This window comes from Nannocystis exedens, assembly GCF_002343915.1.
Lineage (GTDB): Bacteria > Myxococcota_A > Polyangia > Nannocystales > Nannocystaceae > Nannocystis > Nannocystis exedens.
In genome coordinates this window covers 1,957,125-1,982,101 of record NZ_NETK01000001.1, presented here as the reverse complement: position 1 = coordinate 1,982,101, position 24,977 = coordinate 1,957,125, and the positions used below count along the sequence as shown (strand labels likewise).

19 protein-coding genes are annotated in these 24,977 nt (G+C 71.2%); 12 read left to right on the top strand and 7 right to left on the bottom strand.

The window, feature by feature from the left end; translation table 11 throughout:
- The first annotated feature begins 39 nt into the window (after window positions 1-39).
- The 3 genes from NAEX_RS07775 to NAEX_RS07765 all read left to right on the top strand — a co-directional run bounded on the left by NAEX_RS07775 (window position 40) and on the right by NAEX_RS07765 (window position 1,000).
- The gene (locus tag NAEX_RS07775; protein ID WP_096326879.1) at window positions 40-249 is read left to right on the top strand and encodes a hypothetical protein; all 210 of its coding nucleotides are present in this window, start codon (window positions 40-42) and stop codon (window positions 247-249) included.
- Window positions 246-575, top strand: a complete 330-nt coding sequence (locus tag NAEX_RS07770; protein WP_143825533.1) for a hypothetical protein — start codon at window positions 246-248, stop codon at window positions 573-575. The genes NAEX_RS07775 and NAEX_RS07770 overlap by 4 nt, the downstream gene beginning before the upstream one ends.
- Before the next feature lie 134 nt (window positions 576-709).
- Window positions 710-1,000: a putative quinol monooxygenase gene (locus tag NAEX_RS07765; RefSeq protein WP_096326877.1), complete on the top strand. Its 291-nt coding sequence runs from the start codon at window positions 710-712 to the stop codon at window positions 998-1,000.
- Between the two features lie 184 nt (window positions 1,001-1,184).
- Here the strand turns inward: NAEX_RS07765 and NAEX_RS07760 are convergent, their stop codons facing one another.
- The 3 genes from NAEX_RS07760 to NAEX_RS07750 form a co-directional block, all read right to left on the bottom strand.
- Window positions 1,185-2,018, bottom strand: a complete 834-nt coding sequence (locus tag NAEX_RS07760; RefSeq protein ID WP_211302367.1) for an EamA family transporter — start codon at window positions 2,016-2,018, stop codon at window positions 1,185-1,187.
- 97 nt (window positions 2,019-2,115) lie between these two features.
- Complete coding sequence (locus NAEX_RS07755; protein ID WP_096326875.1) at window positions 2,116-2,526, bottom strand: response regulator; 411 nt, start codon at window positions 2,524-2,526, stop codon at window positions 2,116-2,118.
- A complete protein-coding gene (locus NAEX_RS07750) occupies window positions 2,523-5,594 on the bottom strand; it encodes an ATP-binding protein (RefSeq protein WP_100793202.1) in 3,072 nt (1,023 codons plus the stop codon). Before NAEX_RS07750 ends, NAEX_RS07755 begins: the two co-directional genes overlap by 4 nt.
- 307 nt (window positions 5,595-5,901) lie before the next feature.
- Here NAEX_RS07750 and NAEX_RS07745 point away from each other — a divergent pair, with 307 nt between their 5' ends.
- Both NAEX_RS07745 and NAEX_RS07740 read left to right on the top strand, forming a co-directional pair.
- A complete protein-coding gene (locus NAEX_RS07745; RefSeq protein ID WP_170135540.1) occupies window positions 5,902-7,089 on the top strand; it encodes a mechanosensitive ion channel family protein in 1,188 nt (395 codons plus the stop codon).
- A gap of 362 nt (window positions 7,090-7,451) precedes the next feature.
- Window positions 7,452-8,654: a metallophosphoesterase gene (locus NAEX_RS07740; RefSeq protein ID WP_096326873.1), complete on the top strand. Its 1,203-nt coding sequence runs from the start codon at window positions 7,452-7,454 to the stop codon at window positions 8,652-8,654.
- 73 nt (window positions 8,655-8,727) lie between these two features.
- Here NAEX_RS07740 and NAEX_RS07735 read toward each other — a convergent pair whose 3' ends face one another.
- The 4 genes from NAEX_RS07735 to NAEX_RS07720 form a co-directional block, all read right to left on the bottom strand.
- Entirely contained in the window at window positions 8,728-9,354 is a 627-nt protein-coding gene (locus NAEX_RS07735; protein ID WP_100793200.1) for a CAP domain-containing protein, read from the bottom strand.
- Window positions 9,355-9,737: 383 nt separating this feature from the next.
- On the bottom strand, window positions 9,738-11,177 hold the full coding sequence (locus NAEX_RS07730; protein ID WP_096326872.1) for a TolC family protein: 1,440 nt from the start codon (window positions 11,175-11,177) through the stop codon (window positions 9,738-9,740).
- Window positions 11,170-14,499 carry an efflux RND transporter permease subunit gene (locus NAEX_RS07725; RefSeq protein WP_096326871.1) on the bottom strand — a complete coding sequence of 1,110 codons (3,330 nt, stop codon included), beginning with the start codon at window positions 14,497-14,499 and terminating at the stop codon, window positions 11,170-11,172. The genes NAEX_RS07730 and NAEX_RS07725 overlap by 8 nt, the downstream gene beginning before the upstream one ends.
- A 10-nt stretch (window positions 14,500-14,509) precedes the next feature.
- Window positions 14,510-15,583, bottom strand: a complete 1,074-nt coding sequence (locus NAEX_RS07720) for an efflux RND transporter periplasmic adaptor subunit (protein WP_096333546.1) — start codon at window positions 15,581-15,583, stop codon at window positions 14,510-14,512.
- A 459-nt stretch (window positions 15,584-16,042) separates the two neighbouring features.
- Between NAEX_RS07720 and NAEX_RS07710 the strand changes: the two genes are divergently transcribed.
- From NAEX_RS07710 to NAEX_RS07680, 7 genes are all read left to right on the top strand, one after another.
- The gene (locus tag NAEX_RS07710) at window positions 16,043-17,488 is read left to right on the top strand and encodes a sensor histidine kinase (RefSeq protein WP_143140870.1); all 1,446 of its coding nucleotides are present in this window, start codon (window positions 16,043-16,045) and stop codon (window positions 17,486-17,488) included.
- Window positions 17,485-17,970 carry a response regulator gene (locus NAEX_RS07705; protein ID WP_096326868.1) on the top strand — a complete coding sequence of 162 codons (486 nt, stop codon included), beginning with the start codon at window positions 17,485-17,487 and terminating at the stop codon, window positions 17,968-17,970. The genes NAEX_RS07710 and NAEX_RS07705 overlap by 4 nt, the downstream gene beginning before the upstream one ends.
- Entirely contained in the window at window positions 17,949-18,854 is a 906-nt protein-coding gene (locus NAEX_RS07700) for a sigma-54 interaction domain-containing protein (protein WP_096326867.1), read from the top strand. Before NAEX_RS07705 ends, NAEX_RS07700 begins: the two co-directional genes overlap by 22 nt.
- 189 nt (window positions 18,855-19,043) lie before the next feature.
- Window positions 19,044-20,351, top strand: a complete 1,308-nt coding sequence (locus NAEX_RS07695) for an alpha/beta hydrolase family protein (protein WP_143140869.1) — start codon at window positions 19,044-19,046, stop codon at window positions 20,349-20,351.
- 44 nt (window positions 20,352-20,395) lie between these two features.
- Window positions 20,396-20,998 (top strand): TetR/AcrR family transcriptional regulator, encoded by a 603-nt coding sequence (locus NAEX_RS07690; protein ID WP_096326865.1) that lies wholly within the window; start codon window positions 20,396-20,398, stop codon window positions 20,996-20,998.
- Between the two features lie 304 nt (window positions 20,999-21,302).
- Window positions 21,303-24,080, top strand: coding sequence for a serine/threonine-protein kinase (locus tag NAEX_RS07685; protein ID WP_170135539.1), 2,778 nt, complete (start codon window positions 21,303-21,305; stop codon window positions 24,078-24,080).
- A gap of 2 nt (window positions 24,081-24,082) precedes the next feature.
- Window positions 24,083-24,973: a sigma-70 family RNA polymerase sigma factor gene (locus NAEX_RS07680; RefSeq protein ID WP_245913945.1), complete on the top strand. Its 891-nt coding sequence runs from the start codon at window positions 24,083-24,085 to the stop codon at window positions 24,971-24,973.
- Window positions 24,974-24,977: the final 4 nt, after the last annotated feature.

Here is a 24,977-nt window from a genome sequence, read left to right as displayed (position 1 = left end):
GGCGCGGCACGGACCCGGCGCGAACATGTCCGAGATGTCATGGGCGGCGCAAGGCTCGCTCGGATCGCCGCTCTCGAGCTCCCGATCGCGGGCGCGGTAATTTCGTGCGGCGAGCTCGACGGCGAGCGCGTGCTGGCCGACGAGGTCTACGTGGTGACGGTGGATCCGGGCGTGCAGACGATCCACGCGAGGCGCCTGCGGGCTGGAGCTTCACGTCCTCGACCGGCGCGATGGACCCGCCGCCCGTGAACGACGACGGCTTCCGGGACGTACCCGACGACGACGCGGCGGAGGAGACGAGCAGCAGCAGGGGGGACGAGAGCGCGAGCGACGGGAGCCGCGGGAGCGAGGAGCCGACGAGCACGAGCTCCGGCGGCGAGCCGCTGACCGGCGCGGGAGAGACGCAAGGGACGAGCAGCGGCGACGAGGCGACGAGCGGGTCCACGGCCGAGGAGGCGGCGACGGCCGGGACCGACACGGCCGAGAGCGGCTGCGCGTGCGCGTCGAGCCGCGGGACCGGGCCGCTCGCGTGGCTGGTGCTGGTGCCGCTGCTGCGGCGACGACGGCGAGCTTGATCCGGCGGCGCATCGGCGCCCTGCGCGGCGGTTCGCCGCGGATTCGTGCGGACCCTCGCGCCCGCGCGCGATCGCGCACGTGGGCGACGGGGGCCGTTTCGTGGTGTGTTCGCGGCCTCAGGAGGCACCGCGCCATGGCGATCCGGCAAGTCATCACGTTTCGCGTCCAGCGGGGCGCAGCGCAGGCGTTCATCGACGGGTTCGGCCCGATCATCGACAAGGTCCGCGGCGAGGACGGGTGCGAGCAGTACGAGCTGTTCGTCGGCCACGCCGACCCCGACGTGCTGGTGATGCTCGAGCGCTGGCGCGACCTCGCCGCCCTGCAAGGCGCGCTGGCGAAGCACTACCAGGGCCCGGACGACCCGTCGGTGGCATTTTTCAAGTTGGTCGAGGGCCAGCCGACGCGCGAGCGCTACGAGGGGTGAGCCTCGGTACCGCTCGCCCTCCTGCGCGGCGCCAGCGGGCGCGCCGGCGAGCTGGCGGTCGGCCGTCGAGCGGCCGTGGATGCACGAGGCCCGGAGATCTCGGGAGATGGCCGAAGAACCATGCCTCAACGGGCATGTTCGCGAGAGCATGTCGGTTCGGGCATGCCCTTCAGGACATGTCCCGTCACGCGAGCAGGATCAGCGCCGCGCCGAGGGCGATCGCCGCGGCCGCGGCGGCGCGCAGGGGAGTGACCTGCTCTTTGAGCCAGACGACGGCGATGACGGTGGCGACGAGGATGCTGGTCTCGCGCAGGGCGGCGAGCGGGGCGGTGGGGCCGAGGCGGTAGGCGGCGAGGGCGAGGCCGTAGGTGCCGATGCTGAGCGCGCCGGCGACGACGCCGGGGCGCCACTGCTCGCGGGCGACCGCGAGGACGCCGCGGCCGCGGATGGCGGCGAACACGGCGCTGATGACGGTGCCGTGGAGGACGAACAGCCAGGCGATGTAGCTCGGGCCCGACGGGGCCGCGCGCACGCCCCAGGCGTCGACGACGGTGTAGCCGGCGATGCACACGCCGGTCAGAAGCGACCAGCCGAGCGCGGCGCGGCTGAGGTGGCGGCCGAGGCCCATGGCGAGCATGCCGGCGCCGATGGCGACGATGCCGACCCGCTCGAGCGGCCGCGCAGGCTCGTGGAACACGCCGAGGACGACCACGGCGGTGAGCAGCGGGGCGGCCCCGCGGGCCACCGGATAGGCGGCCGAGAAGTCGCTGACCTCGTAGGCGCGCACGAGGGCGTAGAGGTAGACGAGGTGGATCGCCAGCGAGGCGGAGAGCCAGGTCCAGGCGCCCGCCGGCAGGGGGACGAACGCGAGCGCGGGCAGGACGAACGCGGCGCTGGCGGCGTCGATGAGGGCGCGGCCGACCAGCTTGTCGCTGCCGGCCTTGAGGATCGCGTTGACCGTGGCATGCAGCGCGCCCGACACGAGCACGAGCGCGTAGGCGAGGTCGGTGCCGCTCACGCGGGCGACGATAGTCGTTCGCGCGAAGGTCCGCCATTTTACCGACAGGCAGGTCGGGACGGATCGTGAGCCTCTCCGGGAGCCGTGGGCCGCTCGATCAGTCGCGGGTCTGGACGGCGGCGCCGACGAGGCGGAGGAGCGTGTCGAGGTCGACCGGCTTTTGGATGCAGTCGAAGGCGCCGGCGTTGCGGCAGCGCTGCTCGGTGTCGTCGGAGGCGTAGCCGGTGACGACGATGACCGGCAGGCGGGGGTCGAGCTGGCGCAGGCTTATCAGGGTGTGCAAACCGTCGATGCCGGGCATGCGCATGTCGGTGATGGCGACGTCGAAGCTGCCGTGGCGGCACAGCTCGATCGCCCGCTCGCCGCTGTCGGCGACCTGCACCGTGTAGCCCTCGCTCTCGAAGAAGTCTTGCAGGATCTCGAGCATGTCGCGCTCGTCGTCGACCACCAGCACCCGCGGGAGCGCGCAGGCGTCGGTCGCTCCGCCGGCGGCGTCGACGGCGGTCATGGGGCCTCCGGGGCCAGCTGCGGCGGCTCGGCCGGGTTCGGCGGCTCGGGCGGGACCAGCGGGAGCCACATGCGGACGGTGGTGCCGCGCCCGAGCTCGCTGTCGACGTGGATCGTGCCGCCGTGGGCCTGGACGAACTTCTGCGTCATCGGCAGGCCGAGGCCGGTGCCCTTGCCCGGGGCTTTGGTGGTGTAGAACGGTTCGAACACGTGGGGGAGGGCCTGGGGGGCGATGCCGACGCCGCTGTCGCGGATGAGGAGCTCCGCGCCGTCGACGTCGTCGTCGCCGGCGGCGGCGCGCGCGTGGACCTCGATGATACCACCTCGGCTGGTGGCGTCGGCGGCGTTGCCGATGACATTCAGCAGCGCGGACTCGAGCGCGGGGCGGTGGACGACGAGGGCGGGCAGCTTCTCGGGGACGAAGTCGGCGACGAGACGGATCCCGCGCTCGGCGGCCTCCGGGCGGACGAGCTCCAGGAGCCACGTCAGCACCTGGCCGAGCTCGCAGCGCTCGGCGACCTGCGGGCGGCGGCGGCTGTAGGCCAGCAGCGCCTCGACCAGGCCGGCGCAGCGCTGCGAGTGGCGTTCGATCCGCTCGAGCGTGCGGCGGACGAACGGGTCGCGTGAACCCCGGCGCAGGAGCATCTGGGCGCTCATGCGGATGATGGCGACCGGGTTGTTGAGCTCGTGCGAGAGGCCCGCCACGAGGGTGCCCACGGCCGCCATCTTGCTCGACTGCACCAGCTGGTCCTGGGTCTCCTTGAGGATGCGTAGGGTCTGCTCGAGCTCGTGCTTCTGGGCGACGACCTCGAGGTGGACGCGGTGCAGCCGGAGGGCCGCGCCGACCCGGGCGCGCAGCTCGGCGGGGGCGAACGGCTTGGGCAGGTAGTCGTCGGCGCCGACCTCGAGGCCGCGGACGGTCTCCTCGCGGCTGGCCTTGGCGCTGAGGACGACCACCGGGATGTCGCGCAGGTCGGGGGTGCGCTTGAGGCGGGTGACGAGCTCGTAGCCGTCCATCTCCGGCATCATGATGTCGGAGACGATGACGTCCGGGCGGCGCTCGCGGGCCGCGGCCAGCGCCTCGGCGCCGTTGGCGGTGAGGACGATGTCGTGGTCGGGGCGCAGGACCGAGGCGATATAGGCCCGCATGTCGGCGTTGTCCTCGGCGACGATGATGCGCGGGCGGCCCGGGGCGGACGACGACGCGTCGGCGGGAGCAGCGACGGCGGGCGCGACGGGTGGCGGCGGACGCGTCGGCCGCTCGGTCGGCGGGCCGAGTTGGGCCAGGCGGTCGGCGTCGATCGGCAGCTCGACGGCGAAGCAGGCGCCGGCCCCGAGCTCGCTGCACAGGGTCACGTCGCCGCCCATCGCCTCGGCGAACTCGCGGACGATGGCGAGCCCGAGGCCGGTGCCCTCGTGCTTGCGGCTGATCGAGCTGTCGAGCTGCTGGAAGCGCTGGAACACCCGCTCGTGCTCCTCGGGCGGGATGCCGGGCCCGGTGTCGCGGACCGACAGGCGCAGGCGGGCGTCGCCGTGGCCCGCCAGCGCGACGGTGACGGTGCCGCCGGCGGGGGTGAACTTGAGGGCGTTGCCGAGGAGGTTGAGGACGATCTTCTCGAACATGCGGCGGTCGAGCGGGACAGTCCGCACGTCGCCGGCGAGCTCGCGGTGCAGGGTGACGCCGGCGCTGTGGGCGGCCGGCTCGGCGTCGAGGACGATGCCCTCGACGAGGTCGTGGACGTCGACCGGCTCCCACACGACCTTCATCTTGCCGGCCTCGAGCTTTTGATAGTCGAGGATGTCGTCGACCAGGCGGCCGAGGCGCGAGGCGTTGCGCCACATGCGGATCAGCGAGGCGCGGGCGCCGTCGCTGAGCGGCTCGGCCGGGTCGGCGAGCAGCGCCTCGAGCGGGCCGAGGATCAGGGTGAGCGGGGTCCGCAGCTCGTGGCTCATCACCGTGAGGAACTCGCTCTTGGCCCGCAGGGCGGCGTCGGCGGCCTCCTTGGCGCGCTGGCTCTCGAGCTCGATGCGCTTGCGCTCGGTGATGTCGACGTAGATCCCGAGGAGCCCGGTGACCTCGCCGGCGTCGTCGCGGATCGGGACCTTGCTGGTGAGGATGAAGGTCTGGCGGCCGTCCCGGAGGCGCAGCGGCTCCTCGATGTCGAGGATCGGCACGCCGGTGGACATCACCCGCTCGTCCATCATGCGGAAGAAGTCGGCCTCCTCGCGGCTGTCCCAGATGTCGTGGTCGGTCTTGCCGAGCAGCTGCTCCTCGTTGTCGAGCCCGGTGTGCTCGAGGAACTTCTGGTTGCAGCCGAGGAACCGCCGCTGGCGGTCCTTCCAGAAGATCGCCTGGGGGACGTTGGCGAGCAGGTACTTGAGCACGGCCTGCTTCGACGCCAGCTTCTCCATCGCCCGCTCGCGCTCGGTGACGTCGAGGGCGACCCCGAGCACGCCGGTGACCTCGCCCGCGCTGCCGCGGACCGGCGAGTAGTGGACGTCGAACACGCGCCCGCGCAGCTCGCCGACGATCGTGACCGGCTGGCCGGTGAGGGCCTTGCGCATGCTGTCGAGGATCCACGGCACCTCGCGGTAGACCTCGAAGACCGAGCGGCCGACGGTGTCCCCGGGCCGGCGGCCGAGCAGGCTGAGGCCGTGGCCCTCGCTCAGGGTGATGATCGCGTCGGCGTCGACGGCGAACAGCACCACCGGGGCGTGGTCGAGGATCGTGCGCACCACGGGGTCGGCGAGCGGTGCGGGGGTCGGCTCGACCTCGCCGCGCAGGAACACCCAGGCGTCGGCGACGCGCGGGACGACGCGGACGGCCACGCCGAAGCCGTGCGGGGTGGTCGCGCGCAGGCTGAGCTCGCGGCTGCCGACGCACGCGTCGAGCAACAAGCCCTCGGGGGTCCCCGGCAGCAGCGACGCCAGGTCGCGCCCGATCAACGCGGCCCGCTCCGTCCCGAGCACGCGCTCGGCCGCCGGGTTGGCGGCTCGCACCTCGCCCCGGTGCGAGACGACCAACAAGCCGTCGTCGAGCAGGTCGGCCAGCTCTGTCCCCGGAATCACGGCAAGGACAAGGATACGTGAGCGCCGCCGGCTCCCCCGCGCCGGTCGCGGAAACGCCGTAGACCCGCGCCACGCGGCTCGCGGGGGCTCCGCAGCGGGGGGCGCGGGTTCGCCGCACCTCGCGCCGGCGGCCGGCGACGGCCGAGACGGATGCGCTCGCCCGTACACGGAGCCGGCGCGCGCGCCAGTGGCGATGTCTCTTGGGGCATGCTCTTCGGGGCATGTTCTGCGAGTCATGTCACGCGATCGGCCACGTGCAGGCCGCGGCGTGGCGCCCGCAGCGAAGTCGGTTATGCTCGCCGGCGCAATGGTCGAGGCCCTCGAATCGCTCTTGGAGCGGACCTGGCTCGGGATCACGGGCCTGCAGTGGTTGGCGGCGTCGGTGATCCTGGTGGCGTTGACGCCGACGCTGATGCTGTTGCGTCGCACGGCGTGCCGACGGATGCGCAAGCACGCGGTGCGGACGGAGTCGGACGTCGACGACGCGATCGCCGACCTGATCGAGCGCACGCGCGGGTGGTTCTTCGCGCTGCTCGGGCTGCGGCTGGCGACGTTGATGCTCGACCTGCCGGAGCGGTGGGACCACCGGGTCCACACGGCGCTGATCGTCGGCGGGATGATCCAGGGCGGGATCTGGGCCAGCACGGCGGTCCGCTACCTCGTCGACCGGCGCTTCGCCCGGCACGTGCACGCGGAGGGCGCGTCGCCGCAGGTCACGCCGATCGCCCAGGCGCTGCTGCGCCTGGCCGGCCTCGTGGTGGTGTGGTCGATCGTGGTGCTGGTGGTGCTGTCGGCGTTCGGCATCGACATCACCGCGCTGGTGGCCGGCCTCGGCATCGGCGGCGTGGCGGTCGCGCTGGCCGTGCAAAAAGTCCTCGGCGACATCCTCGCGTCGGTCTCGATCATCGTCGACAAGCCGTTCGCGCCCGGCGACTTCATCTCGGTCGGCCAGCAGTCGGGCACGGTGCGGCGGATCGGCATGCGGAGCACGATCCTGGCCAGCCTCGGCGGCGAGGAGGTGGTGCTGTCGAACAACGACCTGCTGTCGAGCCGGATCCAGAACTACACCCGCATGCAGGAGCGACGGGTCGTGCTGCGCATCGGCGTCGTCTACACGACGCCGCAGGAGCTGCTCGAGCGGCTGCCGGGGCTGCTGCGCGCGGCGGTCGAGCGGCGCGAGAAGGTCCGTTTCGAGCGGGCGACGCTGGTCAACCTCGGCGAGTCGGCGCTCGAGTACGAGGTCGTGTACTGGGTGCTGAGCCCGGATTACGGGTTTTACGCCGAGCTCCACCAGCAATTGCTGTTCGAGCTGATCCGCGAGATGCGCGAGCTCGGCTACGAGTTCGCGCTCCCGAGCCGCACGATCTACGTGGTGCCGCCGGAGGAGGGCGTTTCGGGGGGCCCTTCGCTTGCGGGGGGTCCTCCGAGCCCGCCGCGCTGGCCGGCTCCGCCGGCTCCGCCGGGCCCGCCGGGTCCGGCCGTCACGACAAGCTGACGCGGGCGGTCCGCGTCGTTGCGACTTCGGCGCCGCCGAATTTCGCGTGCGCCGCAGATCTCCGCGGCGAGGCAATTCCCGTCGAAGCCGGGTGCAGACAGTCTGCGCCGGCCGTCGCGCGTCTGTCGTCGCGGTCAGAGACCGGTCACCGAGGCGGTCGACGCCGCGGCGACGACGAGGGCGCGGCTCGATGAGGACATTCGTGGCCTCGCGCGTGCGTCGCTCGGCGCTGCAGGTCGCGTTCCGCCGCAACCTATCGTGACAGTAACCTGTCGTTTCGGACAGCGAGGACGCGGCGCGAAGGGCCGCGAGCGGCCGCGCGGGCGCGTCGTGACGGGTGGCGGCGCCGGTAGGATCGGTGCATGGATGCAGCTCGTCGCCGGTACCTCGGCCTCGTCACCGTCGCATGGTCGATCGCCGCCTGTCAGGACGCGCTGCAGGACTTCCCCGCCGCGCCGACGGCGATGGCGGGCGACGAGGCGGACGAGGGCGGAGACGCCGACGACCCGCGGCACGGCGGCTGCGGCGGGCTGCAGCGCGGCGAGGCCTGGTCGCCCGAGCTCGTCGGCGAGGCCCAGGGGTGCGAGCTGCAGGCGCCGCCCGTCGAGCCCGAGCCGCCGGAGCCGGAGCCCGGGCCGGAGCCGGGGCCGTCGCTGCCGCTGTTCGTCGAGGGCTCGACGACCTTCGTGGTCCTGCCGGACACGCAGTACTACTCGCTGCGGTTCCCCGGGGTGTTCTCGGCCCAGACGAAGTGGATCGCCCGCAACGCGATCGATCGCAACATCGCCTACGTGTTTCACCTCGGCGACCTCGTCCAATACAACAAGGAGTCGGAGTGGAAGCGGGCCAGCGCGGCGATGGCGGAGCTCGACGGGGTCGTGCCGTACGGGATCGTGACGGGCAACCACGACTACGGCCCGTCCGGCGACGCCTCGACGCGCGAGACCCTGCTCAACCAGTGGTTCTCGTTCGACGACGCCGCGCTGATGCCGAGCTTCGGCGGCGCGTTCGAGGCGGGCAAGCTCGACAACACGTTTCACCTGTTCGACGCCGGCGGGCACGCGTTCGTCGCGTTGCTGCTCGAGTGGGGCCCGCGCGACGAGGTCGTGGCGTGGGCCAACGACGTGATGTCGCTGTACGCCGATCGCCTGGGCATCCTCGTCACCCACGCGTACCTCAACCACAACGACCGGCGCTACGACCACACCGACGACGCGCACCCGCAAACCTACAACCCGCACCTGTACGGGACCCCGGGCGGGGTCAACGACGGCGAGGAGCTGTGGCAGAAGCTGGTCCGGCAGCACCGCTTCGTCTTCACGCTGAGCGGCCACGTGCTCGGCGACGGCACCGGCTACCTCGCCAGCGTCGACGACCACGGCCGGGTGGTCCACCAGATGCTCTCCAATTATCAGCACCGCGATCTCGGCGGCGAGGGCTACCTGCGTCTGCTCGAGCTCGAGCCCGACGGCCGGACGATGCACGTGAGGACGTATTCGCCGTGGTACGACCAGTACCTCACCGCGGCCGACCAAAACTTCACGATCGAGCTCGACGTCGGCTGAGCGAGGCGATTCGAGGCCCCGCCGCCCGCCGCGCGGACGAGCGGAGCCCCGGCGCGGGCCCGCCGCGGGCGCGTCAGTTCTTGCCGAAGTCCTGCGTCCAGTAATGCTTGTAGGTCGAGGAGCCGCCGTAATAATAGCCGATCCCGAGGTGCTTGTAATTGCCGTTCATGATGTTGTTGCAGTGGCCGGTGCTGGCCATCCAGCCGTTGACGACCTGGGCGGCGGTCGAATAGCCGGCGGCGATGTTCTCGCCGGCGGCCTTCCACACGTAGCCGGCGGCGGTGATCCGCTGGGTGAAGGTCGAGCCGTTCGAGCCGGTGTGGCTGAAGAAGTTGTTGACGCCCATGTCCTTCGAATGGTTGCGGGCGGCGCAGCGGAGCTGGGCCTGGGCGGTGACCGGCGGGACGGGCGGCTTGCTGACGCCGCCGCACACGGCCCCGGCCGCGCGCTTCTGATTGACGAGGGTGAGCACCTGGTCCTCAAGCGCGGCCCAGGCCGGATCCCAGCCGGCGTCGCTGCAGGCGAACGAGGGATCGGCCGCGTCGGTCAGCTCGTCGAGGTCGTAGTCCTGCAGGTCGGTGGAATCGAGGCCGACGCCCACGACGCCCTCGCCGACGCGGTTCGCGGTTTCGTCGTCGACGTCGCAGGCGACGGGGGCGAGGAGGGCGAGGAGGGCGAGAATGCGCGGAGTGTTGTTCATGCTTGCATCTATATCATCACGGCCGTGATCGTCGGCGCGCGTGCGCGGACCGCCGCGGGCGTGAGCGCGCCCCGGCGATCGCGCCGGCGCTGGAACGCTGTTCTGTGCGCGAATTGACAGGCATCTGTTCCAAGGGACATATAGACATTCGCCGCGTGCGGAGAGGCGAGGCCCTGAGGCAACGCGTGAGGGCCCGCCGGCCCAGCCGCGAATGCGCCCGCTCGGCGAGATTGCGAGGCCCGGCTCCCACTCGCGCTCACCTGCGCGTTCGCCGACGGCGCTGGCCGCACAATCGTGGCAGCGCTGCGGATTGGGGGGAATGCGGGCCGGGGGCCCGGCAGGAGGCCGCGAGACGGTGCGAGGCGCGCGACCCGTGCCGCCGATCACGGGTTTTGTCGCCAGCCGCCGCCGAGCGCCTGATAGATCGCGACGACGGCCTGCATCTGATCTTTCTTCGCCTCGACGAGGTCCATCTCGGCCTCCAGCGAGTCGCGTACGGTCATGAGGACCTCGTAGTAATCCACGTGGGCCGACTGATACAGGACCTTCGACACTTCGATCGCCGCGTGGAGCTTGTCCACTTGCCCGGACAGCTGCTCGTAGCGCTGCTTCAGGTTCGAGATCGCCGTCAATTGGTTGTACACGTCGGTGTACGCCTGCAAGATCGATCGTTCATAGTCGAAGACCGCCTGGACCTGCCTGGCGTTCGCCGCGCGGTACTCGGCCTTGATCGCCGCCCGGTTCAGCAGCGGCGCGACCAGGCCGCCGGCGAGGTTGTAGGCCAGCGACCGCGGGTCGATGAGGTGCGCCAGGTTGAACGATTCGAAGCCGATGCCGGCGTCGAGGCGCAGCGAGGGGTAGAAGCGGGCCTTCGCGCTTCGGGTGTCGAGCTTCGCCGCCTCGAGCCGCAGCTCGGCCGCCTTGACGTCGGGCCGGTTGTCGAGCAGGTCGGAGGGCAGGCCGGTGGCGACGACGTCGGGCTTCGCGGCGTCGAACGTCCGGCTGTTGCGCGTGACGGGCTGCGGGAACCGCCCGACCAGGAAGTTGATGCGGTTCTCGATGATGATCCGCTGCTGCTCGAGGGCGAACCGCCGGCCCTGGTTCTTGAGCACTTCGGCCTGGAACCGCTGCACGCCGAGCTCGGTGTCGCGGGCGGCGAGCTTCTTGAGCTTGACGACCTCGAGCGCGTTCTTCTGCAGCTCGATGTTGCGATCGAGGATCTCGATCTGGAGGTCGAGCGCGACGAGGTCGTAGTACGACTTGGCGAGCTCTGCCACGATCTCGGTGACGAGGAAGTTCCGCTCCTGGATCGTCGCCTCGTAGTGGAAGATCGCGGCCTTCCGGGCGTTGCGGAGGCTGCTCCAGATGTCGGTCTCCCACGAGGCGACGAAGCCGAAGCGGAAGTCCGCCAGGGGCCTCGGCAAGCCGTGAGCTTCGTGCTCGACTCCCGCGGCGGTGTGCTCCCCGGGCTTCTCGAGGCCCGCGCCGACGCCCGCGTCCAGCCGTGGGATGTAGTCGCCCCGGATCGCCGCGGCGTTGTTCTGGGAGATGATGATCTCCTGGAGCTGAATGTTCAGCTGCTGGTTGTTCTCCAGCGCCTCTTCGATCAGCCCCCGGAGGTCGGGATCGGCGAAGAACTGGTCCCATTGTTCCTGCACGGCGACGCTCGGACCGGAGCCCGTGGCGAGGGCGCCGAAGGACTCGGGGGTCTCCTTGTTGGCCTCCCTGGCCTTGTTGTTCCCCAGCAAGCTCGCGCAGCCGACCGTGAGCGACAGGGCGCAGGCGGCCGTCATGACGGTGACCGGGCTCCACCACTTATTCATGGGACTCCTCCTCCGCGCGCGGCGCGTGCGGCCGCGTCGGCGCTTCGGATCGGGTCACACGAGGGGGCGCTTGCTGCGACTCGCCGTCATTCGGCGAGCGCCTCTCCGAGGTCGGCTCGGCGTCCGCCAGCGTGTCGACGATGATCGACGCCAGCGACACCTCGGAGAGCGGCAACGGTTCGGTCGGCGCCGAAGGCGGACCGATCCGCAGGAACCGCTCGAACCGCTCGAGGTGGCCGAAGATGAAGTAGAGCCCCGGGATGAGGATCACGCCGAACACGGTGCCCATGACCATGCCGCCGAGCGCGGACGAGCCGATGGTGTTGTTGCCGACGGCCCCGGCGCCCTTCGCAACGACCAGCGGATACAGGCCGGCGACGAACGCGAACGAGGTCATCAGGATCGCCCGAAAGCGCGCCTTCGCGCCCGCGATCGCCGCCTCGAACACGGTGGCCCCCTCGCGCCGGGTCTGGACGGCGAACTCGACGATCAGCACCGCGTTCTTCCCGAGCAGGCCGACGAGCATGACCAGGCCGACCTGGGCGTAGATGTCGTTCGCCAGGCCCATGACCTTGAGGAACAGGAACGATCCGAACGCGCCCGCGGGCAGCGACGTGATCACGGCCAGCGGGAGGACGAAGCTCTCGTACTGCGCCGCCAGCACCAGGTAGACGAACACCAGCACGATCGCGAAGATGTAGATCGCCTCGTTGCCGCGCTGCGCTTCGTCGTACGACAGGCCCTCCCACGCGATGTCGTAGCCGCGCGGGAGGACCTCCGCCGCCACCTCCTTGATCGCCTTGACGGCGTCGCCGGTCGTGTAGCCGGGCGCGTTGTTGCCGCGGATGGCCGACGAGTTGTACATGTTGTAGCGCGTGATCTCGTTCGGGCCCTGGCGCTTCTTGATCGTCATGAACGACGAATAGGGCACCATCTCGCCGGCGTCGTTCTTGACGTACATCTTCAGGACGTCCGGCGGCAGCGCCCGGTACTCGGGCAGCGCCTGCACGTAGACGCGGTAGAAGAAGCCGAACCGGATGAAGCCCTGCTCGTAGGAGCTCCCGATCATGAGGTCGAGGTTCTCCATCGCCTTGCCGATGGAGACGCCCTTCTGCATCGCCTTCTGGTTGTCGATGACGAGCTCGTACTGCGGGTAGTTGGCCGCGTAGAACGTGAAGAGGCCGGTCAGTTCGGGCCGCTCGCGCAGCGCCGCCATGAACTCCTGGTTGACGCGATCGAACTCGTAGTAGTCGGTGCTGCCGGTCTTCTCGAGCATGCGGAAGGAGACGCCGCCGGCCGCGCCGTAGCCGGGGACCGCCGGCGGCTCGAAGAACTCGACGACCGCGCCGATGTCCTTCGCCTTCTCCTCGAGCTCCTCGATGACCTCGGTGACCGACTTGTGCCGCTCGGACCAGTCCTTGAGGTTGATGAGGCAGGTGCCGGCGTTGGAGGCGCGACCCTCGGTGAGGATCTCGTAGCCGGCGAGGGACGAGACCGAGGCGACCTCGTCCATCTCCTTGGCGATCTCCTGCAGAGACTCGGCGACCGCGTTCGTCCGCTCGAGCGTGCTCCCCGGCGGGGTCTGGATGATCGCGTAGATGATGCCCTGGTCCTCGTTGGGGACGAAGCCGGCCGGCAGCACCCGGTTGACCTGGAAGATGCCGAACACGAACAGGCCGAGCGCCAGGAGCGTCAGGTAGAACCGCCCCAGGATCGCCCGCATCAGCCGGATGTAGATCGACGTCGCGCGGTTGAACACGCGGTTGAAGCCGCGGATGAACAGGGTGATCGGGTTGCGGGTCTTCCCGTGCCCGTGCACGGGCTTGAGGATCAGGACCGACAGCACCGGCGTCAGCGTCAGCGCGATGAAGCCGGACAGCACGATCGACGAGGCCATCGTGACCGAGAACTGGCGGTAGAAGACGCCGACCGGGCCGGGCATGAAGGCGACCGGCACGAACACCGACGTCATCACCAGGGTGATGGCGATGATCGCCCCGCTGATCTCGTTCAAGACCTCCTTCATCGCCTCGTAGGCCGCCAGGTGCTTCGCCTCCATCTTGGCGTGCACGGCCTCGACGACGACGATGGCGTCGTCGACGACGATGCCGATCGCCAGGACCAGCGCGAAGAGGGTGATCAGGTTGATGCTGATGCCCAGCGCCGCCATGAAGATGAACGCGCCGACCAGCGAGACGGGCACGGCGAGCGTCGGGATCAGCGTCGAGCGCCAGTCGCCCAGGAACACGAAGACGACCAGCGCCACCAGCACGAACGCCTCGACGAGGGTGTGGGTGACCTGTTCGATCGAGGCGTCGACGAACCGCGAGACGTCGTAGCTGATCGCAAAGTCCATCCCCGGCGGGAAGGTGGACGCCTTGATCTCCTCCAGCCTGGCCTTGACGTTCGCAATCACCTCCTGCGCGTTGCTGCCGAGCGTCTGCTTCAGGACGATGGCCGCCGAGGGGTGGCCGTCGAGGTTGGAGTAGATGTTGAAGAACTCGCTGCCGAGCTCGACCTTGGCGACGTCCTTCAGGCGCAGGACCTGGCCGTCCGGGCTGGCGCGGATGATGATGTCTTCGTACTGCTCGGGCTTGTTGAAGCGGCCCTCGTAGACGAGCACGTACTCGAGCGACTGCGCCGTCTTTCCGGTGGCCTGTCCGACGCGGCCGGGACGACCGATGACGCTCTGCTCGCCGACCGCCTCCATCACCTCCTCGGCGGAGACGTTGTAGGCGCGCATGCGGTCCGGGTTCAGCCAGATGCGCATCGCGAACTGCCGGCTGCCGAGGATGCGGGCCTGACCGATCCCCTTGACGCGCATGATCTCCGGCAGGACGTTGACGTTGGCGAAGTTGAACAGGAACTTCTCGTCCGCGTCCTCGGCCGTGCTGTACACGTTGACGTACATCAACATGCTGGGCATGACGCGCATCAGGATGACGCCCTCGAGCTGGACCAGCTTCGGGAGGTTGGGCATCACCTGGTCGATCCTGGTCTTGACGTTGATGATCGCCTGGTCGGGGTCGGTGTCGAGATCGAAGATGACCTGGATCGTCGCTTCGCCGGCGCTGGTCGCGTCCGAGATCATGTAGCGCATCCCCGGCACGCCGTTGATGGCGCGCTCCAGCAGGATGAGCGACGACTGGACCAGGACGTCGGCGCTGGCGCCCGGGTACGAGATCGTGACCTGGACCTGCGGCGGCGCGATCTCGGGGAATTGCGAGATCGGACGCGTACGGATCGCCAGCAAGCCGATGAGGACGATCAGGATCGAGACGACGATCGCCAGGACCGGGCGGCGGAGAATCTGTGCGAACATTTGGGCGTACTCATTCCGCGTGGTACTTCAGCTGCGCCAACACCTCGGCGGGCTCCTCGAGCTTCACCTCGATGTGCATCCCCTCCTGGACCTTGCGCAGCCCCTCCAGGAGGATGTGATCGGTGTCCTCGAGGCCGCCGTCGACGATGAAGAGGTGCGGGAGCTCGGCGGCGACCGAGATCGGCCGCGACCTGACGACGCCCTCGTCGACCACGTAGACGTACCGGCGATCGAGGAGCTCGAAGGTCGCCTTCTGCGGGATGAGCTGGGCGTCGGGATACTTCGTCGAGACGACGATGTTCCCGGTCTCGCCGTGCCGCAGCAGCCCGGTGGGGTTCGGGAAGGTCGCGCGGAAGGCGATGTTGCCGGTCGTGTTGTCGAAGTCGGCCTCGATGGTCTCGACCTTGCCCTCCTGGTCGAACATCTTGTTGTTCGCCATCTTGAACTTGACGACCATCTTCTGCTCGGGATCCGCCTTGTAGTCGAGGTACTCGGCCTCGGGCACGTTGAAGTAGATCCACAGCATTCGATTGTCGGACAGCGTCGTCAGCAGATCGCCCTCCTCGACGAGGCTGCCCAGCCGCACGACGAACCGGTCCATCAGCCCGGTGAACGGGGCGCGGATCTCGGTGAGGCGCAGGTGGGTCTGCGCGAGCTCCAGCTCGGCCTTGGCGCGATTGAGCTTGGCCCCGGCCAGCGCGAGCTCGGCCGACGACACGATGTCCTTGTCGGCCAGCATCTTGGTGTTCTTGTATTCGATCGAGGCCGCCTCCGCCTCCGCCTCCGCGCGGTGGAGGTCCGCTCGGTAGATGAGCGGCATGACCTGGAACATCTTCGTGCCCTCTTCGATCAGCTGGCCCTCGTCGACGAAGATCCCCGTCAGATAGCCGCGCTCCTGGGCGCGCACCTCGATGTGCTGAATTGCGTGGACCTGGGCGACGTATTCGCGGGTCAGCTCCACGTCCTGTCGGAGCGGGGTCGTGACGGCGAAGACCCCCGCCTCCTCGTGATGCTCGTGCGGATGCTGGCACGCCAACATCCACAGGGCCGCGAGCCCGCTCGTGATCGATATGATTCGAGACATGAATTTTTTCTCATCGATGCGGCCGAGCAGCACGCGCAGGTTCGCCAGGAAAATGGAGGTAGGGGGCCGCCGCGGCGCGATGGGGCTGATGTCATTCATCGAGGTTCGCCTGTCGCGCGCGAGGTCCTCGCGCGCCGCCCCAGGCGCGACCGCCTCCGTCGAGGGGCCGCGGCCTGCGGGCCTGGTTCACGCTGTTACACGCGCGATGCCGGGAACGGATCGATTGGAGATCCTTGGTGAAATCATGAGGGTGCGGGGCCCGATTGGATAATTTCCCAGCGCTCGCTGGGAGCCTCTCCCATCGTCGTCGTCCGCCCTTCGGTCTGCGAGCTCGCCGCCGCGTGCGCCGCATCCACGCGAGCGAGGGTTTCACCGCACCGCAGGGGTTGCGCTCGGGCGTGGCGCGCGGATTGCAAACGCCGGAACGAACCGCGTTATCCTCGCCCGAGGAAGCCCCCCGTGACCCGCCGACCCTTCGCCCCCGCCGAACGCAGCCGTGTGCGCATCAGCGGCCTCGTGCTGCTGCTCGGCGCAGTGCTCAGCGTCGCGGCCGTGGCGGTGGTCGGGATCCGGTTCGAGGACGCGGAGTCCGAGCTGGCGATGGAGCGCGAGCAGCGGCGCCTGGGCAACCTCGCGGCGCTGCTGGCCGTCGAGCTGGCGGCGGAGCTGGCGAACCTGGCGCGCGAGCCGCCGCAGGCTGCGGACCCACCGGTAGCAGAGCCCGGCGTCTGGACCACGCGGGTCGCCGCCGGCGATGGCGCCGAGACCGAGGTGCGGGTGCGGATCCGGGAGCTGTTCCACGTGGCCGATCACCTCGATTCGGCCGACGAGCGGATCTACGTGCAGCCGCCCGGCGCGGGGAAGTTCTTCGACCTGCACGGCCTGTCCGCGGGGCCAGGTGTGCTGGCGGAGCTGGTCGCCCGCGGCGAGGACACCGGCATGCTGTCCGCCGACCAGGCGCTGCAGCTCGGGCTGCCGGAGTACCCCGCGTTCGTCAGCGTCGCCCCAGCGGACGGCGGGGTCCTCGGGGTCTGGCGCGTCGCCGTCGTCGGCAGCACCCACGAGGAGGTCGAGCGCGACCGGCGAGGCATGCTGCGCGTGATCGTCAAGGTGCTGCTGACCGGGATCACGACGGTGGCGTTCGGCTACTTCGCGTTCCGGGAGTTCCGCGCGCAGGTGATGGCCCGCCACCAGCTCGAGCTCGCCGAGCAGCGGCGGGCCGGGGAAGAGGTGCTCGCCCGCGAGAACCGCACGGCGACGATGCTGACCCTCGCGTCCGGGGTGGCCCACGAGGTCGGCACGCCGCTCGGGCTGATCCGCGTCAAGGCGGAGGCGCTGCGCGACGCCCTGCAGGACTCGCCGGAGGAGCAGGACGCCCGCACGATCCTCGGGCAGGTCGACCGCCTCCGCGACGTGGTCCAGGGGTTCCTCCGCGTCGCTCGCGGCAGCATGCCCGAGCAGACGCCCGTGGCCCCGGCGACGCTGGCGCAGGGAGTACGCGACCTGATCGCGCACCGCTTCCAGGCCGCCGAGGTCGCGCTGCACGTCGAGATCGCGCCCGAGACGCCGGAGGTGCGGGTCAACGCGCTGCTCGTCGAGCACGCGCTGGTCAACCTGCTGGTCAACGCCTGCGACGCGTCCCCGCGCGGCGGCCGCGTGACGCTGCGCGTGCGCCCGGAGGCGGAGGACGTGGTGTTCGAGGTGCTCGACGAGGGCGAGGGGGTGCGCGAGGAGGACCGCGAGCGCCTGCTCAAGCCGTTCTTCTCGCGCAAGGCGCAGGGCACCGGCCTCGGGCTCGCGCTCACCAACGAGATCGCCCGCATGAGCCGCGGATCGGTCACCCTCGCAGCGCGGTCGCCTCGCGGCGCGATCGCCACGCTGCGCCTGCCCCGGGAGGTCCCATGACGAGCGAACCCAAGGTCCTGCGCCCGCACGTGCTCCTGGTCGACGACGAGCCCGAGTGGGGCGACGCGCTCGGCGAGCAGCTCGGCCGCCGCGGCTTCAAGGTGCACGTGGCGCGCGACGCCGCGGCCGCGCTGGCGCTGCTCGAGTCGCAGGAGATCGACGCGCTGGTCACCGACCTGCGACTGGAGCGCGGCGACGGGGTGTCGCTGATGGTGCAGGCGCAGGAGCTGGTCCCGCAGCTGCCGACGATCGTGATGACCGCGTACGGGGCGATCGACACCGCGGTCGAGGCGATCCGGCGCGGCGCGTTCCACTACTTGACCAAGCCGTTCGGGGTCGACGAGCTCGTGCTGTTCCTGCGCCGCGCGCTCGACGACCGCCGGCTCCGCCGCGAGACCGGCGAGCTGCGCCGGCGCCTGAACGACGCGGCCCCCAGGGCCTCGTCGGCCGCAGCACGGCGATGCGCGCGGTGTTCGAGGTGATGGCCCGGATCGCCGACGCCGACGTGCCGGTCCTCCTCACCGGCGAGACCGGCACCGGCAAGACCACGATCGCCGCGGCGCTGCACGCCCGCAGCCAGCGCGCGTCGGCGCCGTTCGTCGCCGTCAACTGCGCGGCGATCCCCGAACAGTTGCTCGAGAGCGAGCTGTTCGGCCACACGCGCGGGGCGTTCACCGGGGCGACGCAGGCGAGCCCGGGGCTGTTCGCGGAGGCCGACCACGGCACCCTGTTCCTCGACGAGATCGGCGAGCTGCAGCCCGCGCTGCAGGCCAAGCTGCTGCACGTGATCGAGCGCGGCGTGATCAGGCCGCTCGGCGGGACCCGCGAGCGCCGCGTCAACACGCGGATCCTCGCGGCGACCAACCTCGACCTCGCCGCGGCCGTGCGCGCGGGCGAGTTCCGCGAGGACCTCTATTATCGCCTCGCCCTGGTGGTGCTCGAGATCCCGCCGCTCCGCGACCGCCGCGAGGACATCCCCCTGCTGGTCGAGCAGTGCCTCGAGTCGGCCCGCCGCCGCCACCCGACCGCGGCGCCGCGCCGGATCGGCGACGAGGTGATGGCGGCGTTCCTCGCCTACCGCTGGCCCGGGAACGTCCGCGAGCTGGCCCACCTGATCGAGCGCCTGGTGCTGCTGTCGCGCAACGAGGTGATCGCGCCGTCGGACCTCCCGCGCGGCTTCGGCAGCGAGGGCCCGGACGCCGCCGAGAGCGGTCCCGGGCCGTTCGGCGACACGGTGCTGCCGCTGCGCGAGATCCAGCGCCGGTACGCGCGCTGGGCGGTGGCGCAGAACGGCGGCGTCAAGGCCCACGCGGCCCGCGCCCTCGGCGTCGACATCAAGACGCTGATGAAGCTGCTCAGCGAGTGACTGCGAGGGGAGCGGCGATCGACGAGCCGCGCTCACCGGCGCGGTCGTGTCGTCGCCCGCCCTGCTCGTGATCGCCCGCGCGCCCGGGCCTGCGGGTCTGCGGATGCGGGTTTAAAGAAAACGAGTATTCGTTTTTTTTGGTGACGCTCCGGCCGGGCGGAGGTGTTGAACCGGCCGGAGGACACGACGATGCGAGCTTCGAACTGGATGTGGATGACCCTGTGGCTGACGGCTTGCGACCCGGGGCCGTCGAGCGGCGATGCGTCGCCGACGTGCGACACGGGCATGGAGCCCGCGGAGCGGGACGGCTGGTGGGACCTGGGGATGGCCGATCCCGTGCTGAACGAGGTCGCCCTCTATTATCTCGGTCAGGCGTGGATGGGGGCGACCGACGTCGCCGAGGTGCTCGAGACGCTGACGCGGGTCGATCCCGCGGATGAGCGCGGGTGGACTGCGGCCTTCCTGCAGACCTCGCGGCGCCTGCGGGCGCTCGCCGAGGCGAGCGAGGCCGACGGGCACCCGCGGACCGCCGCGACGGCCTATCAGCGAGCCGCCACCTATCTCCGCGCCGCCCTGCACCGGCACCCCGATCCCTGGGACCCCGAGGTGGCGGCGCTCGCGGCGGAGGCGGTCGACCTGCACGCGCGCTCCCTGCTGCTGTCGAACTCGCCCTGCGCCCCGGTGGCGATCCCCTACGCGTCCACCACGCTGCCCGGGTACTTCTGCCGCCCGCACGAGGCCGAGGGCGCCCTGCCGACCCTGATCTTCCACGAGGGCAAGGACGGTTGGGCGGAGGACGGCAAGTTCGTCGTCGATGCCGCCATGGCCCGCGGGTACAACGTGCTGCTGTTCGACGGCCCCGGCATGGGCAAGACGATCCGCCTCCAGGGCCTGCCGTTCCGCCACGACTGGGAGGCGGTCGTGACCCCGGTCGTCGACTTCCTCGTGGCGATGCCCGAGGTCGATCCGGCGCGGCTCGGGCTGTTCGGCGTCAGCCTGGGCGGGTATCTGGCGCCGCGCGCGGCCGCCCACGAGCACCGCCTGGCCGTGCTGGTCGCCAACCCCGGCGTGCTCGACTGGGGGGCTGCGATCCGGGCGGAGCTCGCGCTCATCGATCCGGAGCTGCCGGACCTCTACGCGGCGGACCGCGACGCCTTCGACGCCGCCGTCACGCAGCTCATGGCGCACAGCGACTTCGTGCGCTGGGGCATCCGCGACGCCTACTGGCACCACGGCGTCGACACCCCGTCGGCCTTCATCGCCGAGGTCGACCGCTTCCGCCTCGGCGACTCGGTGGCCGACATCCGCGCGCGCACGCTGGTGTTCGACGCCGAGGCCGAGGGGCGCGGACAGGCCGCCGAGCTGTACGCCGCGCTCACCTGCCCCAAGGACTACCTGCGCTTCACGGCCGAGGAGGCGGCGCAGTTCCACGTGCAGCCCGGCGCCACCGCGATGCTGACCCACCGGCTGTTCGACTGGCTCGACGACAACCTGTGAGCCCGCGGCGCGCGCGGTTCTGGTAGACAGGCGGGGAGGTCGTCGTGCCCCGCGTCTCCCCCGAGCACACCGCCGCGCGTCGCAGGTTGATCCTCGAAGCCGCCCGCGCCGTGTTCGCCCGCAAGGGCACGCGGGCCGCCACCATCGAAGACATCTGCGCGGAGGCAGGGATCAGCGCGGGCGGCATCTACACGCACTTCCCGAGCAAGGCGGCGATCCGCGAGGCGCTCCACGCCGAGGCGCGCGCGGCGAACCGGCGCTTCCCCGAGGCGATCCGCGCGGCCCCGGATCCGCTCGCCGCGATGCGGGACATGGCAGGGGCGATGTTCGGGCTGCTCGACGCGCCCGAGCTGCAGGCCGACCACCGCATGTCCTTGCAGATGCACGCGGACGCGGTGACCGACCCCGAGCTGGCGGCCAGCTACGCCGAGGTGCACGTCGACATGGTGCAGGCCATCCGCGGCATCCTCGACGAGGCGGTCGCCGGCGGCCGCCTGCCCGCGACGCTCGACACCGAGTACCTCGCGTGGACGCTGGTCGCGCTGTACCAGGGCGCCCGCGTCCAGAAGCTGCTCGTGCCGTCGCTCGACACGGCGCGGCTCGGCCAGATGGTCCGCGTGTTGCTCGCGGGCGTTCTCGGCGGATGAGCCGGCGGGGCCGAGTCGTCGGCCGCGAACGGGCTCGCGTTCGACGCCGAAGCAGAGGCTGGTCGCGGTGCTGCGCGAGCGGGCGGAGATCGCCTCGGCCTCGGCGCCGAGGAGGACCCCCACCGGCGCCGTTTGCCGGGCCTCCTTGCGCGCCTCGGCCGGGGTTCGTCCGAGCGGCCGCGGGCGCCCGGGAGGCGTGAAGGAGCCGTCCGAGCACTCGACCCGCCGACAAATCTCCTGGACAAACCTTTTTGTCGCGACGTGGCGATGGTCGGCGTACCGCGGCATGGGTATAGGTATGCCCGTGCCCTCGGCGTGCATCGACGAGCAGCGCGCGCAGGCCTTCGTGGGCGCCACGCTCGCGGAGCCCGCGCGGCTCGAGGTCGAGGATCACGTCGACGAGTGTGCGTCGTGCCGACAGTTGCTGGCGGCCATGATCCGCGTCCACTCGACACCGTCGCACGATGCCGGGTGCCTCGTCGGTGGACGGATCGGACGCTACCAAGTCCGCGCCGTGATCGGCCGCGGAGCCATGGGTGAGGTGTTCCGGGGCGAAGATCTCGAGCTCGCGCGGCCGGTCGCGTTGAAGCGCCTGCACAGCCAGGTCGCGGGGACCGCCGGCAGCCGCGGGCATCTCATCCGCGAAGCGCGGGCCGCGGCGCAACTCCAGCACCCCAACGTCGTCGCGGTGCACGAGATCGTCGACGTGGGAGCCGAGACCTTCCTCGTCATGGAATGGATCGAAGGGGCGACGCTGCGGGCCTGGTTGCGCCAGCGAACTCGCGGGTGGCAAGAGATCGTGCAGGTCGTCCTCGCTGCCGGCCGTGGCCTCGCGGCCGCCCACGCCGCGGGCCTCCTCCATCGGGACTTCAAGCCCGAGAACATCCTCATCGACAAGGAGGGCCGGCCACGCGTGGCCGACTTCGGCCTCGCGCGCCCGATCGGCGCACCGACGAGCACGGGCCTTCTCCCCCAGGCTCACGCCCTCACCGCCGCGACCGGCGCGCTCTCCGGCACCCCTGCCTACCTCGCCCCCGAGCTGACCGGCATGCTGCCGCCGCCAGCGGGGGGAATCGCCGCGCCCGTCGGTCGCGCTCACGACGCGCGCACCGATCAATACGCGTTCGCGGTCACCCTGTACGAGGCGCTGCACGACAGCCACCCGTTCGCCGGCACCACGCCCGAAGGGATGTGGAGCGAGATGGCAGGCGGCCGGATTCGGCGCGGTTCGCGTCGGATCCCCGCCTGGCTCGATCGCGCCGTGCGACGCGGCCTCGCCGTCGACCCGGCACGGCGGTGGCCCGACTTGACGACCATGCTCGATGGCCTCGATCGGGGCATTCGTCGCACGCGTCGAAGGCTGACCTTGATGGTCGCGGCCGCGATCGGCGCGGTGATCGTGATGGGGCTGCTCGCCCCGCTGGCGCAGCCGGAAGAGCCGTGCGGCGATCACCTCGTCGATTCGGTGTGGAACGCGGAGGCGCAGGCCGCCCTCGCGCGACGGTTCGAGGCGGTCGCGCCGGAGCGCAGCGCGGCCACGATCGCCTCGATCACCTCGCTGGTCGCGCACTGGACCGACGCGTGGCGGCTCCAGCGACGCTCCGCCTGCCTGGCAGGGCCGGCCCGGGCCGCGCGGGTGAGCTGCCTCGATCGCCAGCTCGGCGAGCTCCGCGCCCAGCTCGCCGTGTGGGAGAAGGCCGACGCCAGCGTCGTCGACCACGCGACCGCCGCGGTCGTCGCCCTGCCCAGCCCGGCCGAATGCGTCGACGCTCGCGCCACGACCTCCCCGGCCTCGGCCTCGCTGCTCGCGTCCACCGCGAGGGTCGACGCGCTCCAGCGGTCGGGGCGATGGGAGGAAGCGATGGTCCACGCGCCCGAGGTCCTGGCGCAGGCCGAGCGCACGACCGAGCTGGGGCCCAGGGCCCAGGCGATGCTGGCGGTCGCCAGGGTCGAGCTCGATGCGCACGCACGAACCGCAGCGCGCGAGCATGCGATCGCGGCAGCCCGCGCGGCGAGCAACGCACGAGAGGACGATTTGCTGGCTGCTGCGCTGCTCGTCGAGGCCGCGGCCCTGATCGACGACCACCGCGCCGCGGATGCGCTCGGCGTCTGCGACGCAGTCGAGGCGTTCGCCGCCCGCGGACTCCCCCGCAGCGAGCGCATCGAGATCGTGCGCGCCGACGCCCTGTTCCAGCTCGGGCGCACCGACGAGGCGATCGCGCATTATCGACGCGGGATCGCCCAGCTCGAGGTCGCCGCCGCCCGCGATCCGGCGCGTCGCCTCGGCCTCGCCAGCGCCATCGGGGCCCTCGGCTCGGCGCTCGGCAAGGTCGATCGGATCGCCGAGGGGGCGGCCGAGCTTCGTCGTGCGCTCGAGATCGAGGAGGCGGCGTTCGGGCCCCAGCATCCCGAGGTCGGCCGGACGCTCCACGACCTGGCGGTGCTCGAGCGCAGAAACGGCGAGATCGAGGACGCCGAGCGCCACTTCGAGCGCGCGCGAGCGATCTTTGCCGCCGTTGATGGCGAGGCCACGCTCGAGGTCGCCACCACCGACTCCGCGCTGGCCGATCTGGCGTGGATGCGCGGTGACCTCGATCGCGCCCAGCGGCTCGCCGAGCGCGCGCTCGAGGCGCTCGCGCGTACCGGCCTCGATGAGCCGGTGCTGCGGTCCCAGCTGGAGAGCCAGCTCGGCGCGGTCCAGCAGGCGCGCGATCGCTGCTCGGCCGCGATTCCGCACTACGAGCGGGCGCTCGCCCTCTCGCTGCGCGCGGCGGAGCCGCCCGACCAGCAGGCGCTCGCGTACGTCAACCTGGCCGCCTGCCTGTCCGAGGTCGGCCGTGATGCCGAAGCGCGAACCGCCGCCGAGCAGGCGCTCGCCGCCTGGACGCGCGCGAACGCCGAGCCGCCGGAGCGCGCCGCGGCGTGGACGATCCTGGCCGGCATCGAGGCCCGCGGTGGGGACCGCCCCCGCGCCGTCGCGCTCGCCCGCCAGGCGATGGCTGCGCTCGCCGACCTCGAAGGCGAGCCGTACGTGGCGATGCGGGCTGTCCTGCACGATCAACTCGAAGGGTGGTCGCGTTGACGATGCGTACCCTGGCCCTGCAGCTCGCCGCGCGTACCGGGCACACGCTCGCTCCCGCCGATGTCACCGAGCTCGCCGCCCAGCTCGAGGCCGCCGCCGCGGCGACGCGCGCGAAGTGGCCGGAGCTGACGATCCGCGACGAGCTCTGGCTCGAGGCCCTCGCGCCGCGGCTCGACAGCGAGGCCGACCTCGTCGCCGCGTTCGCGCAGCTCGCGGTGGCCGACGTCTACCTCGTCGGCGCGTGTCTGGCGGGGGACAAGCCGGCGCTGGCGATCCTCGAGCGGCTGACCCGCACCGCGGCCACGCACGTGGTCGCCCGGCTCGGCGGCCGCCTCTCCGTCGAGGACGTCGTGCAGGAGCTGCTGATGAAGCTCGTCGTCGGCGAGTCGAGGAAGCTCGCAGGGTTCGGTGGTCAAGGCGCCCTCGCGGCGTGGCTGCGGATCTCCGCCGTGCGCACCGCCATCAGCCTCGGGCGCAAGCGCCAGGAGCTCGCGCTCGAGGACGAGACGCTCGAGGCGATCGCAGACGAAGGCGACGATCAGGCGCTCGCGTTCCTCAAGGCCAGCTACCGCGACGAGTTCAAGCGGGCGTTCGCGGCGGCCCTCGCCGAGCTCAGCAAGCGGAGCCGTACCCTGCTCCGCCTCCAGATCAACGATCAGCTCACGCTCCCGGAGATCGGCGCGTTCTACCGGGTGTCCCGCGCGACCGCTGCGCGCTGGCTCGCCGAGGCTCGGGCCGACCTGCTGAAGCGGACCCGCACCCGGCTGATGACCTCGCTCGGCCTCCCAGCCGAGGAGCTCGGCCAGCTGATGCGGCTCGTCGCCTCGAACCTCTACGGGACGCTGCCGGGACTCCTCCGCCAGACCCACGGCGGGGATGAGTCGGGGCAATAGGATC

Excerpts from the sequence above, each read along its gene's own strand:
- NAEX_RS07775 (WP_096326879.1), top strand. The coding sequence starts at position 40 with ATGGGCGGCGCAAGGCTCGCTCGGATCGCCGCTCTCGAGCTCCCGATC.
- NAEX_RS07765 (WP_096326877.1), top strand. The coding sequence starts at position 710 with ATGGCGATCCGGCAAGTCATCACGTTTCGCGTCCAGCGGGGCGCAGCG.
- NAEX_RS07755 (WP_096326875.1), bottom strand. The coding sequence starts at position 2,526 with ATGACCGCCGTCGACGCCGCCGGCGGAGCGACCGACGCCTGCGCGCTC.
- NAEX_RS07745 (WP_170135540.1), top strand. The coding sequence starts at position 5,902 with ATGGTCGAGGCCCTCGAATCGCTCTTGGAGCGGACCTGGCTCGGGATC.
- NAEX_RS07740 (WP_096326873.1), top strand. The coding sequence starts at position 7,452 with ATGGATGCAGCTCGTCGCCGGTACCTCGGCCTCGTCACCGTCGCATGG.
- NAEX_RS07735 (WP_100793200.1), bottom strand. The coding sequence starts at position 9,354 with ATGAACAACACTCCGCGCATTCTCGCCCTCCTCGCCCTCCTCGCCCCC.
- NAEX_RS07730 (WP_096326872.1), bottom strand. The coding sequence starts at position 11,177 with ATGAATAAGTGGTGGAGCCCGGTCACCGTCATGACGGCCGCCTGCGCC.
- NAEX_RS07725 (WP_096326871.1), bottom strand. The coding sequence starts at position 14,499 with ATGTTCGCACAGATTCTCCGCCGCCCGGTCCTGGCGATCGTCGTCTCG.
- NAEX_RS07720 (WP_096333546.1), bottom strand. The coding sequence starts at position 15,583 with ATGTCTCGAATCATATCGATCACGAGCGGGCTCGCGGCCCTGTGGATG.
- NAEX_RS07705 (WP_096326868.1), top strand. The coding sequence starts at position 17,485 with ATGACGAGCGAACCCAAGGTCCTGCGCCCGCACGTGCTCCTGGTCGAC.
- NAEX_RS07700 (WP_096326867.1), top strand. The coding sequence starts at position 17,949 with ATGCGCGCGGTGTTCGAGGTGATGGCCCGGATCGCCGACGCCGACGTG.
- NAEX_RS07695 (WP_143140869.1), top strand. The coding sequence starts at position 19,044 with ATGCGAGCTTCGAACTGGATGTGGATGACCCTGTGGCTGACGGCTTGC.
- NAEX_RS07680 (WP_245913945.1), top strand. The coding sequence starts at position 24,083 with ATGCGTACCCTGGCCCTGCAGCTCGCCGCGCGTACCGGGCACACGCTC.